We start from the raw sequence: 18,291 nt of genomic DNA on the forward strand, positions 1-18,291 counted from the left end.
ACTGCTCACAACGCGACAGCCTGCGCCGACGGCTTCATCGTCGCGAGCAACGCTTCGACCTTCACGCGATCGATCTTTGCGTCACTAAAAAACTCCGCCACTTGCGCAGCAAGCGTCGGCACGCTGTCGATTGTCGTCAGGTCTGCACGCGACGTGTTTGCGCCGGCGGCCAGTGCCGCGCAGACCGGCTGCAGATCGGCGGCCAGTGCGCTCAACCGGCATCCGTGCGGTCTGTCGATCGTGCGAAGCTCGTCGCGATTGCGCGCCGCTTCGTCGAACGCGGCCAGCGCCAGCAAGCAAGCTGTCCAGACTCTACCGTGACTGAGAAACAACTGCGCTCCGGTCAGAAAATCCAGCCCGGCTGGCTGCAAAAACATCTGCTTGAACCCGGCGAGCCGATCCATCTCGTAGAAATTCGGCAGCGCGCGTACCGCATTGCCTGCATCGAGGATCTGCCGCAGCTCGGGGAACCACCAGAAGTTCACCGACACCGCGACATCCGCGGCCTGCACGTGATGCCACCAGAACGCCGGTAGAAACAGCAGTTCGCCAGCATCGATCGTGAAGCGCATCGGTGACGCATCAGCGAAATCCGGGTAGCGCGCAAGATCGGGTTGCAGCGCATCGACATGCGACAGATGCGCGGTCGCCGTTTCATGGTGATAGGGATAAAGACGCTCGCTCTCGCGCGGATCGAAGATGATGAACTGCTTGCTGCCGTAGAGTTGCGCAAAAAAATTGTTCGAGTAATCGAAGTGCAACTGGGTGGTCGTCCTGCGACCGAACCACAAGTGAATCGCCGGCCGGGACGATGCAATCCATTCGGGAACGATAACGTTGTCGAGTAGTTCGGGTAGCACATCGGGTATCGACTGCTGCATCACGTAGATGTGATCGCCCGCGTTTTCGTCGAGCATGCGTTGCGCGGCGTCGCCGAATTCGACCTCCGTCCTCTCGAACGCATGCGATCTGGCGCTGTCGTAAGACTGGTCGAACAGATACTGGCCGTCGCGCGAGGTGCTCATCGTAATGGGCCGCGTTTTCGCTATCCGGGCAATGTATTCGGGTGCCCAGCGCTCCGCAATCTGCCAGTCATGCAGCGCATCCGTAATGATGGCTGGCCGCCCCTGTTTGAAGAAATCAGCCGAAAATTCGCTGCGCGTCACACGTGCAATCATGGTGTCTCTCGTGTTCGTGGTGATCGTGTCAGCCATGCTCCGCGACCTCCAGGTTCGATGTGCTCAACGTATCGCTGATGCTTTTGCCCAGCACGTCTGCATGCATCTTGACGATGGTTTCATGGTTACCCGGAATCGGGATGACTGCGATGTTCGAAGGCTCGAGCACCGCCTGCCAGCCGAGATCGAACGGTAGTTCCGTGTACCCTTCCAGCGGCGTGATGCTCGCGTCCTGTGCCGAATAGACATGCGCTTTCACCGCGATCGGCTTCGGCCGCCACTCGTTCATCGCATTTCCGTGTGCGACCAGCCGTTCGAGAAAGAGCCGGTTCTCATCGGCCGATTCATAGGCAAGATGCCACAGCGGATTGCCCTCGCGTTTTCTGCGTTCGATCTGTTGCACGATGCGCTCGATCAGCGCGTCCAGGTCTTGCGCGCCTTCGATATCGAGTATTTGCGGATCGAAGTTCTCGAAGTTGTTGACGACAAACGAGTACAGCGTGATCAGGCTCGCGTAGTGTGCGTCGACGTTTTCCGTCCGGTAAGGCAACGTCGTGTCGAACACGCCGAGGAACTCGATCTCGTCGTGCTGCGCGATCAACTGGGTGGCAATTTCATACGCGATCAGTCCGCCAAACGACCAGCCGGCGATCCGGTACGGTCCAACCGGTTGAACCGACTTGATGATCTTGACGAAGCGGGCCCCTATCGCTTCCAGGGTTCGCGGTTGTGGCATTTCCAGTGGCAAGGGCGGCAGACCGTAGACGGGAATGGAGGCGTCGATATGCCCGGCCAGATGTTCGAAATACCACGAATAGCCTTGCAAGGTATGCGTGAGGAACAGTGGCCGCTGTGTGCCCGAGGTATTGAACGCTTCGAATTCCGCTGCAGGTTTATGCGTGCGTACGTCTCGTGACGTCTCGGGACGCAACTCCGATTCGACCAGCAGCGCGAGCTTATGCACACTGCGCGTATCGAAGATGCTGCGCACCGTCAGCTTGACGCCCAGTTTCTCGCCGATCCGCACGGCAACCTGCGACGCCATCAGCGAATGCCCGCCGAGCGCAAAGAAATTGTCGTGACGCCCCACTCGATCCACGCCGAGCGCATGACTCCATATCTGCGCAATCGTCGTTTCGAGCGCGCCTTGCGGTGCCTCCCAGGTTGCCGCATCGACAATGTCGGCGCCCGGTTCGAGTGCTGCCAGCGCGAGCCGGTCGAGTTTGCCGTTGGGCAACGCCGGTAACGCATCCAGTGCGACGAAGCGGCCTGGCACCATGTGACCGGGCAGGCGCTCCGACAGCCACGCATGGATCTCGTTGCGATCGGGTCGCGCGTTGGGAGCTGGAACGTAAAAGGCGATCAGTTGAACCGTTCCGGTGCCCAGGTCCCGACCCAGTGCCGCTGCCCTGGCAATGCCGGGATGCGCGGTCAATGCGAGTTCGACGGCCGCCAGTTCGACGCGCTGGCCGCGCACCTTGATCTGGAAATCTTCGCGGCCGAGGTGCAGCAACTGACCGTCGGGCAGCCATTGCCCGATGTCTCCAGTGCGCAGCAGACGCCCCCCCGATGGATGCTGCACGAAGCGCTCCGCCGTGAGGTCCGGCCGGTTCCAGTAACCGGGCCCGACGCTCGCTCCTTCGATGAACAGAGCACCCGCTGTACCGACCGGCACCGGTTGCAACGCATCGTCGAGCACATGCACACGGCAGTTGGCGATCGGACGCCCGGCGGACACGACCGCCTCGCGACCGTCCAGTCCTGCGCCTTCGCAGTAACTGATGTCGTTCAACTCGCTGCAACCGTAGTTGTTGTGCAGCTTCGCGTGCGGGAGCAGTTCGGCGAAACGCTGACGGATGCGTCGATGCAGCGGTTCACCGGCCGTCGTCACGTGACGCAGCGACCCGAGATCGTCAGCGTGATCGAGCAGCACGGCGAGATGCGAAGGCACGAGGTTCAGACGTGTGATCTTATGCTCGCGCAATGCCGCGGCAAAAACGGGGGCGTCCTTCACGACGAGATCGGCGAAGATTACCTGCGGCACGCCTGCCAGCAGACCCGACAGCATCTCCTTGATCGAAGGCACGAACGACATCGAGGTCTTCTGGCCGACTACTTCGTCCGCGGCGAACGGCGTGCGCTCCCACAGCGCGTGCAGGCAGTTCAAAACCTGCCTGTGCTCGACCAGCACGCCCTTCGGCTGGCCAGTCGAGCCCGACGTGTAGGCGATATAGGCGAGATCCTCGGGGCGCGATTGCACTGCGTCGAACGGAGCCGGTGCTTCTGCTTCTGCTTCTGCTTCTGCTTCTGCTTCGAGGTCGAGATCGAACCGCAGCACCGCCGGTCCCGCGTCCCCTGCCGCCACCAATGCTGCAAGATCTGACGTGCTGACCACCACAGCCGGTTGCGCGTCTTCGAGCGTGCGGCGCACATAGGCCGCCGGGTAGGACGGATCGATCGGCACATACGGACATCCGAGCTTGAATGCGGCCAGTATCGCGCCCAGAAAATCGATCGAACGCGGGTGATACAGCGCGATCCGCATGCCTGGTTCGATGCCGCGACGGCGCAGCGCATGCGCGATGAGATCGCTGCGCTGGTCCAGTTCCGCATACGTTGCAGTTTCGTCTTCGAAGCGGCAGGCGAGCGCATCGGGCTGCCGCGCCCGCTGTCGTGCGAAGCGTTCCACGAGCGTGGTTTCCTCGAAAACGCGGGCAGTATCGTTGGCGCGTGCGATCAGGGCCTGCTCGATCGCTGTCGGTTCGAGGAGCGTCGTCAACCGTGCGTCCGGTTCGTCGGCGAGACGCAAGAGTATCTCCTGCATGACGTCGAGCATCAGGTCGATCTGCTGCACGCCGAAACGCGCGCTGTCGAAATTCGCCACGATCTCCAGTCCGTGTGCGTCGCCGAAAACTTCCAGATCGAGATCCGACTGGGCGGGACACGCGATGCTCTCGGGCCAGAGGTCGACCGTCAGCCCCTCCCCCCAGGCGGTCATGTCGATCGGTGGAACGGTCTGATGCCGGAGCATGATCGGCACCGGTGAACGTCCGTCGGCCTGGCGCAGCGCAGGTTGTGCCGCAATCATCTGTTCGAACGGCAGCGCCTGATGATCGAGCGCGTCGAGCAGAACCCGACGCGCCTGGTCGAGCAGATCCACGGCACGCGGATTGCCCGCGAGATTCATGCGCAACGGCAGGATATTGACGAAGAAGCCGATCAACGGCTCGAGCAACGGATCGTCCCGCCCGGCTGTCGTTGTGCCGATGCACAGATCGTCGCGACCGCTCTGCCGGTGACACAGCACATTCAGTGCGACGAGGAAGATCGTGAACAGGCTCGTGCCGTGTTGCCGGCTGAGTTGCCCGAGCGCGGCCGCGAGGCTGTCCGGTAGCTGTCTGCGCACGATGGCAAGCGGTCCGTGCTCCGCACCCGAGGGCGTACCGGGCACAGCGAGGTCGACGGGCTCGCGATAGCCGTCCAGTGCAGCCGTCCAGTAAGCGACGTGTTCCTGCAAGTCCTGCTGTCGCTGCCAGTGTGCGTGATCGCCATATTGCAGCGCCAGCGGCGCAAGCGCCGAGGTGGCATCGAGCCCATGCAGATGCGCGATGTACAGTGCGTGCAGATCGCGAACGAAGACCCCCAGTGACCAGCCGTCCGAGATGATGTGATGCATCACGATCGACACGACGTGCTGCTGCGGTGTCAGCCGTAACACGCGCACCTGCAGCAGCGGGCCGCGTCGCAGATCGAATTCAACGGTTGCGTGAGCGTCCAGCGCCGCGGCTACGCCATCGAGCGCGACCTCATGCAGCGGGAGCTCAACCGGAAGCGGCGCATCGATGAATTGCGACGGCACATCGGCATCGGCGGCGAAATTGAAACGCGTGCGCAACGGCTCGTGCCGCGCCACCAGCGAATCGAACGCTCGCTGCAGCGCCGGCAGCGACAACGTGCCATCCAGTACCAGCGCGCCGTTCATGTTGTAAGCCCGACCGCCGTCGCGTTGCTGGATCAGCCACAGCCGCTCCTGCACATACGACAGCGGGAACGTATCGCCGCGTTCTGCGCGTTCGACCGGTACGCGCAACGGGCTGGCGTTCGCCGTAGTTCCTCCGCTGCCTAACCGGGTCGCACACTCAGCAAGACTCTGGGTTTCGAACAGCGTACGCAGCGTTGCGGCATCGCCGAACCGCTGACGCAAGCGGCCAATAACCCGCACTGCGAGCAACGAATGGCCGCCCAGTTCGAAGAAGTTATCCCCGCGACCGATCCGCTCCACACCCAGCAGTTGCGACCAGATCTGCGCGAGCGTCTGCTCGACGTCGCCCCGCGGCGCTTCGTATTCGCGTTGCCCGTATGCGCCGAAGTCGGGCGCCGGTAACGCCTTGCGATCGAGCTTGCCGTTTGCCGTGAGCGGCATCCGCGCAAGCGCCACGTAGGCGGCGGGCACCATGTATTCGGGCAGGCTCCCACGTAGATACGCGCGAATCGAATCGACGTCCTGCGCTTCGCCGAGGTAGTACGCGACGAGCCGCTTGTCTCCGGGTGTGTCTTCGCGTGCGATCACGACGGCGTCGCGCAGACCGTAGCGAGCCAGCTTCGTCTCGATCTCGCCGGGTTCGACACGGAAGCCACGAATCTTGACCTGCGCATCGTTGCGACCCAGATACTGGATGTTGCCATCGGGTAGATAACGCGCGAGATCGCCGGTCCGGTACATGCGCGCGTTCTCCGTCGACGAGAACGGGTCTGCAACAAAGCGCTGCGCCGTCAGGCTATCGAGGTTCAGATATCCGAGCGCGACACCGGCCCCGCCGACGTAGAGTTCACCAGGCACGCCGACCGGAACCGGTTCGCCATACGCGTCGAGCAGATAGACACGCGTGTTTGAAATCGGCCGGCCAATCGGCAGCACGTCGGCGGGGCTCGCATCTGCCCGCAATTCGTAGGTCGTCGCGAACGTGGTCGATTCGGTTGGACCGTAGCAATGCACCAGATGCCGCGGTGCGCTGTTCTGCATGATCCGCTGTACGGCACGAACGTCGGCTGCATCGCCGCCGGTGAGCAGGTAGCGCAGCTTCACGAAAACCGGCGCGAGCGTATCCGCATAGGAACTCAGCAGTCCCGCGACCAGATGCAGGATGCTGACGCGCTCTTTCTGCAGCAACGCGGCCAGTTGTACCGGTGCGAGCAGATCGGCATGCGACACCACGACGAGGCAGCCGCCGTGCAGCAGTGCACCCCACACTTCCATTGTGCTGGCGTCGAACGCCGGGTTCGATGTAAACGCGATGCGGTCCTGCGCATTGAAATCCGCGTAGCCGTTGTTGAGCGCGAGACGATTGATGCCTCGATGCGCGACGATCACGCCTTTCGGCTGCCCGGTCGAACCCGAGGTGTACATGATGTAGGCCGGCGTATCGCCGCCGGCATGTTGCAGTTGCGGTGCCGTTACGTTGTCGTTGCGTGCGTTCGCATGCAGCAGCACCGTGTCCAGATCGATGCGCCGTGTCTGTGTACCCTGCGTACCGTCCGGCACTGCGAAATCGCTGATGGTCAGCACGCGCCGCGCGCCGCAGTCGGTCAGCATGAACGCCTGCCGGTCGGCCGGTGCGTTGCGGTCGAGCGGCACGTAGGCTGCGCCGCATTTCAGAACGGCCAGTTGCGCGACGATCAGTTCGATCGAGCGATCGAGCAGGATCGCCACCCGGTCGCCGGGCACCGTGCCCTCTTCCACGAGGCGACGCGCGGCACGATTTGCCTGCGTGTCGAGCGCCGCATAACTGAGCGACCGGTCGCCATCGACAACCGCAATTGCGTGAGGCGTGCGGGCCGCTTGTGCTTCGAACAGCGTATGCACACCTTCATCGAAAGGACATGCCGTGCCGGTGGCGTTCCAGTCGTCCAGCAACTGCTGCCGCTCCGCATCCGGCAACCACGCAAGCTCGCGCATGCGCGTATGTGGCGCCCGTTCGAGTGCGGCCACGAGACTGACAAGACTGCGATGCAGATAGCCGCATATACGCTGCGCATCGAAGCGCGCGACGATCTGCGTGGTCAGGCGAAACCCATGACCGAGGTCGTCGACACTGACCGCACACGGATAGTTGGTTCGTTCCTCGCCGTCGAGTACTTCGATACCGTGCCAGCCTTTCGTCTGCCCCGTTTCCACGGGGTTCGGCTCAGCGCTGTGCCGGTAATTCAGCAACGCGCCAAAGAGCGGCGCGGGCGCCGCCACGCCGCTACATCGCTGGGCGAGTGCCAGCGATGCATGTTCGTGGCTCAGCAAGCCAGCGACACTGCGGTGTGTGCGCAGCGCGGCTTCCTGCACGCCAGCACTGCCTATATCTACCCGGATCGGCAGCGTGTTGATGAACAGCCCCATCGCACGCCCGGTGTTCGCTACACCTTGCCAGCGACCGAGCAGGACGGTGCCGAACACCACGTCTTCGCGACCGGCCAGCTTGCCGAGCACATGCCCCCACGCAAGATGGAACAGACTCGCGACGCTGACGTTCAACCTGCGAGCCTGTGCGCGTAACCGAGTAGACAACGCATCGTCGACGGTGACACTGGCCGTTGCAATTTCATCGCTATCGCTGTCGAAACCGGAGAGACCATAAGGCAGTGTCGGCTCGTCGACATCCGACAGCATTGCGCGGAAGAACGCCTCGCTCTTCTGCTCGCGTCCACCGAGGCGCGCATGCGCCACATAGTCGCGAAACGGCGGCGGCGTCTGCAGCGTCGACCAGGTGTCGTTCAGATGCGCGTCGACTTCCTGCAGCAGGATATCGACACCCGTGTGATCGAGCGCGATGTGATGGAACAACAGCATCAGCACCCACCGGTGGTTTGTCGCATCGTGCGCGAAATGAACGGCCAGCGGTGGCGCCTGGCGAATGTCGAGCCGGTGATGCCGCGGGTCGAAACGCTGCAGCAGTTGCCCGGCGACATCATCTTCGTCGCCCGCCAGTTCCACTTCGTCTACCGGCAGTGTTGCTTTACGCCAGACCACCTGCACCGGTTCGCTCAAGCCTTCCCAGGCCACGCTGGTACGCAGAATGTCGTGCCGCGCGATCACGGCCCGTAGCGCGTCGACGAAGCGCTCCAGCGTCACGCGGCTGTCGAACGCGAGCCGTGTACGCAGCAGGTACGCATCGCCGGTCGTTTGTGCGAGATGGTGATACAGCAACCCTTCCTGCAGCGGTGCCAGCGGATAGATGTCCTGCACGTTGGCCGCGCCGCCCGACACGGTCGCGACAATCGCATCGATATCGGGCTGACTCAGATCGACGAGGGGCAGCATCGACGGTTCGATGTGATTCGTGTCTGACGGGATCAGGTTTGGCGGTACCGTCACTTCGTCGGTTTCACCGAGCGCAGCGGCAAGATCGGCCAGCGTCGGCGCACTGAATAGCGCCTGGACGTCGGCGTTCAGACCGGCCCTGCGCATCTGCTCGACAAGACGTACTGCGAGCAGCGAGTGCCCACCGAGTTCGAAGAAGTTGTCGTGGCGGCTCACGCGCTCGACGCCCAGCAGCGTCTGCCAGATGTGCGCCAGCGTCTGCTCGGCTGCGCCTTGCGGTGCTTCATGGTCGCGCGACGCGTAAGCGTGCGCATCGGGTGCAGGCAACGCCTTGCGATCCAGCTTGCCGTTCGGCGTAAGCGGCATCTGCTGCAGCGCCACGTATGCGGACGGCACCATATGGCGCGGCAGCGACTGCGACGCGTGGGTGCGCAGTGCATCCGTTGCATCGGTACCGTCCGCGCTCGTGTAGTACGCAACGAGCCTCTGGTCGCCAGGGGCATCTTCACGTACGAAAGCAGCTACCTCGCGTATGCCCGCCACTTCCGACAGCCGTGTTTCGATCTCGCCCAGCTCGATACGGAAGCCGCGGATCTTCACCTGGTCGTCGTTGCGCCCCAGGTATTCGACATTGCCATCCGCAAGCCAGCGACCCAGGTCGCCGGTGCGGTACATACGCGCCGACGGGTCGGCGGCGAACGGATCGTGCACGAAGCGCTCCGCGGTCAGCTCCGGACGATTCAGATAGCCGCGCGCAACCTGTGCACCGCCGATATGGATCTCGCCCGCCACACCGATCGGCATCGGCTGCCCCTGGCCGTCCAGAATGTAGAGACGCGTGTTCGCGATCGGCCGGCCGATGTGCAGCACGGCGTCGTCCCGTTGCAGCAGACCGGATGTGGCAACCACGGTGTTTTCCGTCGGACCGTAGTTGTTGACGAGCGACTGCCCTTCGGGCATCGCATCGGGCCAGCGCTTCAGCCGGTCTCCGCCGATCAGCACCGTGTGCGCATCGGGGTTCGCATAGCCGCTCGCATAGGCCAGCTCCGCCAGTGGCGTAATCAGGAAGCTGACATCGAGCTTCTGCGCGTGCCACCAGCGCAGCAGGCTCTGCGGATCGCCCGCCGTCGATGCTGGCGGCAGCAGCAAGGTTCCGCCGCCGCACAGCACCGGCCAGATCTCCCACGCACTGCCGTCGAAAGCGATACCGGCCGTCGCGCTCGACCGGCTGCCCGGTTGCACGCCGAATGCGCGGTTGTGCCAGGCCACCAGATTGCCGAGGTTGCGATGCTCGACCATCACGCCCTTCGGTTGCCCCGTTGAACCCGACGTGTAGATCACATACGCGAGGTGTCGTGTGTCGAGTGTGGCGAGGTTCGGGTTGTGCGTCGCGGTTTCATCCGCCGTAGGCGCATCGTGCGTATCGATGTCGATTCGCGGGACATCGCCTGCATCAAGAAGGCTCGCCGTTCGCGCATGCGTCAGCACTGCCGCGGGGGCGCTGTCGTTCAACATGTAGGCGAGCCGCTCGGCCGGATAGCCGGGGTCCATCGGCACGTAGCCTGCGCCCGACTTCAGGATCGCGAGCAACCCGACGATCAGTTCCGGACTGCGCTCCACGCAGATCGCCACCCGGTCGTCCGGTTTCACGCCGAGCGCGATCAGGCGATGCGCGAGGCGGTTGGCCCACACGTTCAATTCGCCATACGTCAACGACCGCTCTTCGTACGTGAGCGCGACTGCTTGCGGGTTCTGCGCCGCCTGCGCCTCGAACGACCCATGCACTGTGCGATCCTGCGGCCAGCCAGTCCACGTCGCGTTGAATGTTTCGAGCACCTGTCGACGTTCATCCAGCGGCAGCACCGTCAACGCACGGACCGGCGTCTGCGGCGCGCTTTCCAATGCGTCGACCAGACTTTCCAGCGCAGTACGCATATGGCCACATACGCGCTGTGCGTCGATGCCGGACAACGCCTGTACGGTCAACCCGAAGCCCACGCCAAAATCGTCCACCGACAGCACGAGCGGATAGTTGGTCCGCTCATGCGATTCGAGCATCTCGATGCCCTGCCACGTCTGCTGTCCCGCAACCAGTGCCTCGTGTCCGTCGCCATGGCGATAGTTGAGCAGCGCGCTGAAGAGCGGCGCAGGCGCCGCCACACCGCTGCAACGCTGCGCCAGTGCAAGCGATGCATGTTCGTGTTCGAGCAGCGCCGCCAGTCGCGCGCCGGTCTCCTTGACCGCGGCTCGCACGCCCTGCGCTCCTGCGCTGACTCGCAACGGCAACGTGTTGATAAAGAGCCCCAATGCCCGGTCTGTGCCCGACGTTCCCTGGAAGCGGCCCAGCAGCACGGTGCCGAACACCACCTCTTCGCGTCCCGACACCACCGAAAGCACGCGCCCCCATGCAAGATGGCACAGGCTCGCCGCGCTCACGCCCAGTTGCCGCGCCTGCGTACGCAAGCGACCGGCCAGTTCCGCCGAAAGCGCTTCGCTGCGCTCGGCGATATCGCCGCCATCGCCTTGCACCTCGCCGCGACCGAACGGCAACGTCGGCTCGTCGATCGTCTGCAGCATCTCGCGGAAGAATGCTTCCTGAGCTTCGCGTCCTGCACTGCGCCGCGCGCCGTGCGTTGTCTGCGCAATGTACGCGCGATAAGGCATCGGCTCGGGCAACGACGCAGCTTCATTCTGCAGATTCGCCTGCACTTCCTGCTGCACGACACCGAGCGCTGCATGATCGAGCGCCATGTGGTGGAACCGCAGCATCGCGAGCCAGCGACCGTGCTGCGAGTCTTGCGCATAGGCGAGCCGCATCAGCGGTGCCTGGCGCACGTCCAGCCTGGTTTCGCGCGTGTCGAAACGCGCCTGCAACTGCCGCGCGATGTCCCCATCGTCGGGGTTCAGCGCAATCTCGTCGAGACCCAGCGATGCTTCACGCCACACCACCTGCACCGGTTCGTCGAGCCCTTCCCACACAATCGCCGTACGCAGGATGTCGTGCCGCTCGATCACGCGCTGCAACGCGCGTGCGAAGCCATCCAGATGCGCACGGCTAGCGAAACCGAACAGTCCGTGCAACACGTACGGATCACCTCGCGATGCCGAACGATGGTGATACAGAATCCCTTCCTGCAACGGCGCGAGCGGATAGATGTCCTGCACGTTGGCCGCGCCGCCCGGCACTGTGGCCACGATGACATCGATCTCGTGTTGCCCCAGTGCAATGAGATTCAGCAACGCGGGGGTGATGTGCCGCGCTCCCTGTGGAATCAGGTTAGGCGGAATCTCCACTTCGATATGTGTGGCTCGCGCGTCCGCATCGGCAGGCGCATCCGCATACACGGCAAGTTCGGCCAGCGTCGGCGCGGAGAACAGCGTGCGAATATCGGCACGCAGCCCCGTTGCCCGCATACGTTCGATCAGGCTCACCATCAGCAGCGAGTGACCGCCCAGTTCGAAGAAATTGTCGTGACGGCCGATACGCTCCACCTTCAGGACCTGCGACCAGATCGCAGCAAGTGTCTGTTCGATGCCGGTTCGTGGCGCTTCGTACTCGCGCCGGACATACGCATCGCTATCCGGTGCCGGTAGAGCCTTGCGACTCAGTTTTCCGTTCGGCGTAAGCGGCAAATGCTCCAGGTGAACATAGGCCGCCGGCACCATGTATTCGGGTAAGGTCTCTGCCAGATGAGCGCGCAGTTCCTCAACGCCGATCGGCTCATGGGTCTGGCTCGATGCTGCGCCCAGCGTGTAGTACGCGACGAGCCGCCGGTCCCCTGCACCGTCTTCACGCGCCATCACCACGGCCTCGCCGACTGCCGCGTGCTGCGCCAGTCTCGCCTCGATCTCGCCGAGTTCGATGCGGAATCCGCGAATCTTGACCTGATCGTCGTTGCGCCCCAGGTACTCGATGTTCCCATCCGGCAGATAGCGAGCCAGGTCGCCGGTCTTGTACATCCGCGCGCCCGGCACGTCGCTGAATGGATCGTCGACGAATCTCTGCGCCGTGAGTTCGGGCCGGTTCAGATAGCCGCGCGCGACCTGAACGCCTGCGATATGCAGCTCGCCCGCCACGCCCACCGGCACCGGTCGGCCCGCACCGTTCAGCAGGTAGACGCGTGTATTGGCGATTGGTTTACCGATCGACGGTACCGGTGCATGTTCGTCGCATGTCCAGGCGGTTACGTCGACCGCGGCTTCCGTCGGACCGTAAAGATTGAGCAACGGCGTCGCGCGGAGTTGCGTCTTGAACCTGCGAATCAACGCACCGGACAGCGCCTCGCCACTACAGAACACGCGCCTCAGACTCTCGCACTGCCCGGCGTCGCCCTGTGCCAGGAACACTTCCAGCATCGACGGTACGAAATGCAGCGTAGTGACGCGTTGTGCCTGAATCAACGACTTCAGATACGCCGGGTCTTTGTGTCCCTGCGGACTTGCCATGACGATCCGCGCGCCGGCAAGCAGCGGCCAGAAGAACTCCCACACCGAGACGTCGAAGCTGAACGGCGTCTTCTGCAACACGACATCGGCGACGGCGAGGCCGTAGGTCTGCTGCATCCATTGCAGACGATTGACCACAGCGCCGTGTTCGTTCATGACCCCCTTGGGGCGCCCGGTGGAACCCGACGTGTAGATCACGTAAGCCAGATGCGCGCGCTTCAGCTCTGTCTGCGTGGCAGGCAGATTGTGCGTCTGCTGCTGTTCCCACGGACGGGATGTGCCGTCGAGCTCAAGTACCGGCACGCCCGCCTGTGCGTCCAGCAGCGCACCCAGCCGTTGACGCACGGCTTGCTGCGTGAGCACGGCCGACGGTGCCGCGTCTTCCAGCATGAAGCTCAATCGCTCTTCGGGATAGTCCGCATCGAGCGGCACGTATGCGCCTCCAGCCTTGAGCACCGCAAGCAGTGCCACCATCATGTCGACGCTGCGTTCGACACAGATCGCTACCCGCGTGTCTGGCCCGATGCCCACGGTTCGAAGATGATGCGCGAGACGATTCGCACGCTCGTTGAGTTCCCGATAACTAACGTGCTGCTGTTCGACGACCAGCGCAACCGCATCGGGTTGACTGGCCACCTGTGCCTCGAACAACTCGTGAATGCACGCGTCCCGCGGATACGGCACGTCGGTATCGTTCCACGCAACCAGTACCTGCTCGCGCTCCGCGTCGGACAGGAAATCGCCCAGGCTGTGATCGGCATGTTCATCGGCGGCAATCGCTTCGAGAACCGCGGCGTAGTAGCCGAGAATCCGCGCTCCCTGCGTCGCCGACAGACGTGTCGTATCGAGCCTGATATCCAGCAGAAGTTCGCTCGACGTATCGGCGAAATTCACCGAAAGCGCAAAGTTCGTTGCCTCGAAGCCACTACCGCCGTGCGCTGCGAAACCGGCATCTTTTTCGAGCGTTTCGTACACGTGGAAGTTGACGTAGTTGAACGCGACTTCGTAGAGCGGCGCACGATCGTTATCGAGTTGCAGCTGAAAATAGGGGTAATTCCGGTACTGGATCACCGCCAGTTCCGTCCTGAACGTCTGCTGGATCAAACTGGCCCAGCTGGCGGGCTCCAGTGTCTGACGCAAAGGCAGCGTGTTGAGAAACAGACCCAGCACCTTCTCGCCGTCGGCCTGCTCCTGGCGGACATTGGAAACAAGACCCGTGGTGACGTCGGTTTTCCCGGCCAGCATGGACAGTACCCGCAAATGGGCGCTCAGCAGCACGCTGCGCATCGGTACGCCTAACCTGTTCGCGAGTTCCCTTAGCCTCGCGCGAACTTTTTCTTCTACGGCCACGCGCAGCTCGGGTCGCGCGGCAGTCCGACTGGCTGGAGCATCGCTGGGCGGCAACGCGCTGAACGAATGGCCGTCCAGGTAATCGCGCCAGAAGTCCCGATGTTCCTGCGAGGCCAGCGCACTTCGCTCCGATTCGACGGCGACTCGCGGGCTGCGCGCGAGCGGCGTCAGGACCAGGCTTGTCTGCTCGCTCGCCAGCAATGTCAGGTACGCCTGGAACAGCTCGGTATTGAGCGAGGCGACACTCCATCCGTCGAGGATAGCGTGATGAAAACTCAACGTGTATTGAATGTCGCTGGCACCGCGCAGATGGATGAACACGCGCAGCAACGGTGCGGTGTCCAGCGCAAACGTGGTTTTCCGCTCTGCCTCTATAAACGCTGCCAGCTGACGCTCCTGTTCCGTGTCGTCATGCATCGACAGATCGATGACGGTCAACGGCACATCGCCATCGGCGTGTACCAGTTGCAGCGGTTCGTCGAAACGCTGGAAGTCGAAAGACGTACGCAGCACTGGATGCTTGCGGGCCAACGCATCGAGCACGGCACGCAGCTTCGCTTCATTCCATTGCGGAACGCCGAAGCGATAGCTGAACACATCGTGATACAGCGCGGCATCTTCGGCAGCGTGCTGGTTGTGGTAGACCATCCCTGTTTGCAGCGAGGTCAGCGGATAGGCTTCTTCGACGCCCGCGGGCAGCCTGGCCGCATCGGCGGGACTCAGCTGCAGCAGCGATGTTTGCGGGGCCGCGGTAGTTTCGTCGAGCGACAGCGCCTGCGCCAGGTCCGCGATGGTCGGATGCGAAAACAGATCGACCAGTGCGAATTCGAGGCCCTGCTCTTTTGCCTTCGACAACACCGACACCGCGCGGATCGAGTCGCCGCCCGATGCAAAGAAATTGTCGTGCACGCCCACCCTGTCGAGTCGCAGCACCTGCGCCCAGATGGCGGCCAGCCGCTCCTCGATAGCCGCGCGCGGCGCGACGTACTGCTGCTGATTCACCGTTTGCGCCGGACGAGGCAGCGCCTTCTGGTCGACCTTCCCGTTGGCGGTCAACGGGAAACGCTCCATCGGTACGAAGTGAGCCGGCAGCATGAAGTCCGGCAACGTCCGCGCAAGTCCGGCACGCAGCGCGGTGCCATCGGGTTCCGCATGATCGCTGTCGAAGACGAGGTAGGCCACGAGTTGCTTCTCACCCGGCTCGTCTTCGCGAGCGAGTACGAGCGCCTGACGCACACCGGGCAACGCCGACAGTGCCGCTTCGATCTCGCCGAGTTCGATTCGAAAACCGCGAATCTTGACCTGCGAGTCGATTCGTCCGAGATACTCGAGCTTGCCGTCAGGCAGGAACCTCGCGAGATCGCCGGTTCGATAGAGACGCGCGTCGCGCTGCTCGCCGAACGGATTCCGGATGAAGCGTTGCGCGGTGAGTTCGGGCCGATTCAGGTAACCGCGTGCGAGACCCGCACCACCGATGCACAACTCGCCCGGCACGCCGGCAGGCATCGGGTTCAGATATTCATCGACGACATAGGCCGAGAGATCGGGAATCGGCTGTCCGATGCACAAGGGCGTGCCAGCCGCGCCGTTCAACGGCCAGTATGTGACGTGCACCGTCGTCTCGGTGATGCCGTACATATTGACCAGTTGCGTGTGCGTATTGCGCGGCTCCGCGTACCACGGCCTCAGCATGCCGACTTCAAGTGCCTCCCCGCCAAAGATAACGTGCCGGAACCGATGCGTGCCTTCGCTTTCCGCCTGTGCTGCGATCAACTGACGGAATGCCCCCGGAGTCTGGTTCAACACCGTCACGCCTGTCGTGCACAGCAACGCGTAGCATTCGTGCGGCGAGCGGCTCGTCAGTTTGGGCACGACGACCAGTCGACCACCATGCAGCAGCGCACCCCAGATCTCCCATACCGAGAAGTCGAATGCAAACGAGTGGAACAGCGCCCACACGTCTTTGGCGCCGAAGCCAAACCAGGCGTCGGTCGCGGCGAACAACCGCGTCACGTTGCGGTGCTCGATCATCACGCCCTTCGGTTGCCCCGTCGAACCCGACGTATAGATCACGTACGCGAGATGCCGGGCGCTTAAACCCGCTACGGCCGGGTTATGTGCCGGCTGATCCGTCGATGCGCCCGCACCCAGTTCGATCACCGGCATCGACAGCTCACCGAGCACGCTCCGGGTTTCCGCCTGCACCAGCACCGCGAGCGGCGCACTGTCCTGCAACGTGTAGGCGAGCCGATCGACCGGATACGCCGGGTCCAGCGGGACGTATCCCGCGCCCGCCTTCAGGATGCCGAGCAGCCCCACGATCATGTCGAGGCCGCGTTCCACGCAGATCGCCACCCGGTCGTCGGGTTGCACACCCAGCGCGATCAACCGGTGTGCGAGCCGGTTGGCTCGCGCGTTCAGCCCGGCGTACGTCAGGCGCTGTCCTTCGTACTCCACCGCGATCGCGTCGGGCGTCTCCTGCACCCGCGCTTCGAACAGGCGATGTATCGGCTCGTCGCGCCCGTACGTTCCGCCGTTTGCGTTCCATTGCAACAACTGGTCGACTTCAGCCGGCGTCGGCAGCACAAGTCGGGCCAGAGGGACAGTCACGTCGTCGAGCACCTGCTTCAGCAAATGCTCGAATCGCTGGCCAATGCCGGTGACTTCGTCGTGCTCGAAATACGCGCGGTTGTACATGAAATGTACCCACACGTTTTCATCGAACCGGTTTTCGCGGATATGCAACGCCAGCGGCAACTGTTCGTGGCCGTTCGAGCACATGTTGATCTGCGCAACGCCGTCGCCGAAGCGCAGGTCGTAGTCATCGCGCTCGTACGACACCGTCATGTCGAACACCTGCGCCCGTTGCGATTGCCACAATCCGAGCGCGCGGTTCAGTTCGCTGACGGGAAATCGCTGATGCCGGTAGTCCTGCTTGAGCACCTGTCCGAGCGACTTGAGCAGTTCGTCGAAACGCAGTGTGCAGTCGAACTGCAGCCGCACGGGGCTCACGCCTGCGAACAGCCCTGCCGTTGATTTCATCCGCGCATTCGAGCGGTTCAGGATCGGCAGACCGATGGCCAGATCTTCCCGCTGCGTCGTCCGCGAAAAATACACGTATAGCAGCCCAAGCATGACGTGAAACGGTGTCGAGCCACATCCCTGCGCGAGTCCGACGATGCGCTCGTAAAACGTGCGCGACAGGCGCAATGCGTAGTGTCCGCTCGGCGCAACCGATGTACCAAAACGCTCGCGATAGCGCGGTGCGAACAGCGGGTCGGGCACCGAACGGTATTTGTCGAGCCAGTATGTGCGCTGCCGTTCGAACTGCGGCGAGTCGCGGAACGCACGGTCCTGATCGATGAACTCGGTATAGGACGGCGCGGATATATCGGGCTCTTCGTTCGCTGCCAGCGCGCTGTAGAGCGAACCGAGCGAATCGACCAGCATCCCGATCGCCCAGCCGTCGACGATCAGGTGATGGAAATTCAGCGTGAAGTAAAAGCGCGTGTCGTTCAGCTTCAGCAGTTCGAAGCGAAAAAGCGGTTCACCGTCGAGTGAAAACGGAATAGCCAGTTGCTGCTGTGCCCAACTGAGCGCTGCGGCGGCAGGGTCGTCGGTGGTAGAGAAATCGCGCAGCGGGACCTGCACGCTCAACGTCTTCGCGATCGCCTGGTGCGGCACGCCGTCTTCGCCGTTGCTGGGCACGAGGACGATGCGCAACGCGTCGTGCTTCTTCACGAGCAGATTCACCGCACGCTCGAAGCAGACTGGATCGACCGGGCCGTTGATCTGTGTGTACCCCCCGATCTTGTAGATCGGCGCGTTTTCTCCATGCACGGACTGATCTAGCCAGATCTCTCGTTGCGCGGCAGTGAGCGGATGAATCTCGCCCAACAGGACTGTCTGGTTCAAAGCGGTATCTCCGTGACGCCACCAGGCCCGGGACTGAAGCAGTCGACCAGGCCGGATGGCAAAAACTCATCTCGTGGACAGCGTGTGACGCGC

At 63.1% G+C, this 18,291-nt stretch carries 2 protein-coding genes; both read right to left on the reverse strand.

Annotated elements, in window-relative coordinates:
- Positions 1-5: 5 nt before the first annotated feature.
- Positions 6-1,214, reverse strand: coding sequence for a cupin-like domain-containing protein (locus FNZ07_RS11700; RefSeq protein WP_091006481.1), 1,209 nt, complete (start codon positions 1,212-1,214; stop codon positions 6-8).
- A complete protein-coding gene (locus FNZ07_RS11705) occupies positions 1,207-18,198 on the reverse strand; it encodes a non-ribosomal peptide synthetase (RefSeq protein ID WP_091006482.1) in 16,992 nt (5,663 codons plus the stop codon). Before FNZ07_RS11705 ends, FNZ07_RS11700 begins: the two co-directional genes overlap by 8 nt.
- Positions 18,199-18,291 lie beyond the last annotated feature (93 nt).

Origin of the sequence: Paraburkholderia megapolitana, from assembly GCF_007556815.1 — a bacterium.
Classification (GTDB): Bacteria; Pseudomonadota; Gammaproteobacteria; order Burkholderiales; family Burkholderiaceae; genus Paraburkholderia; species Paraburkholderia megapolitana.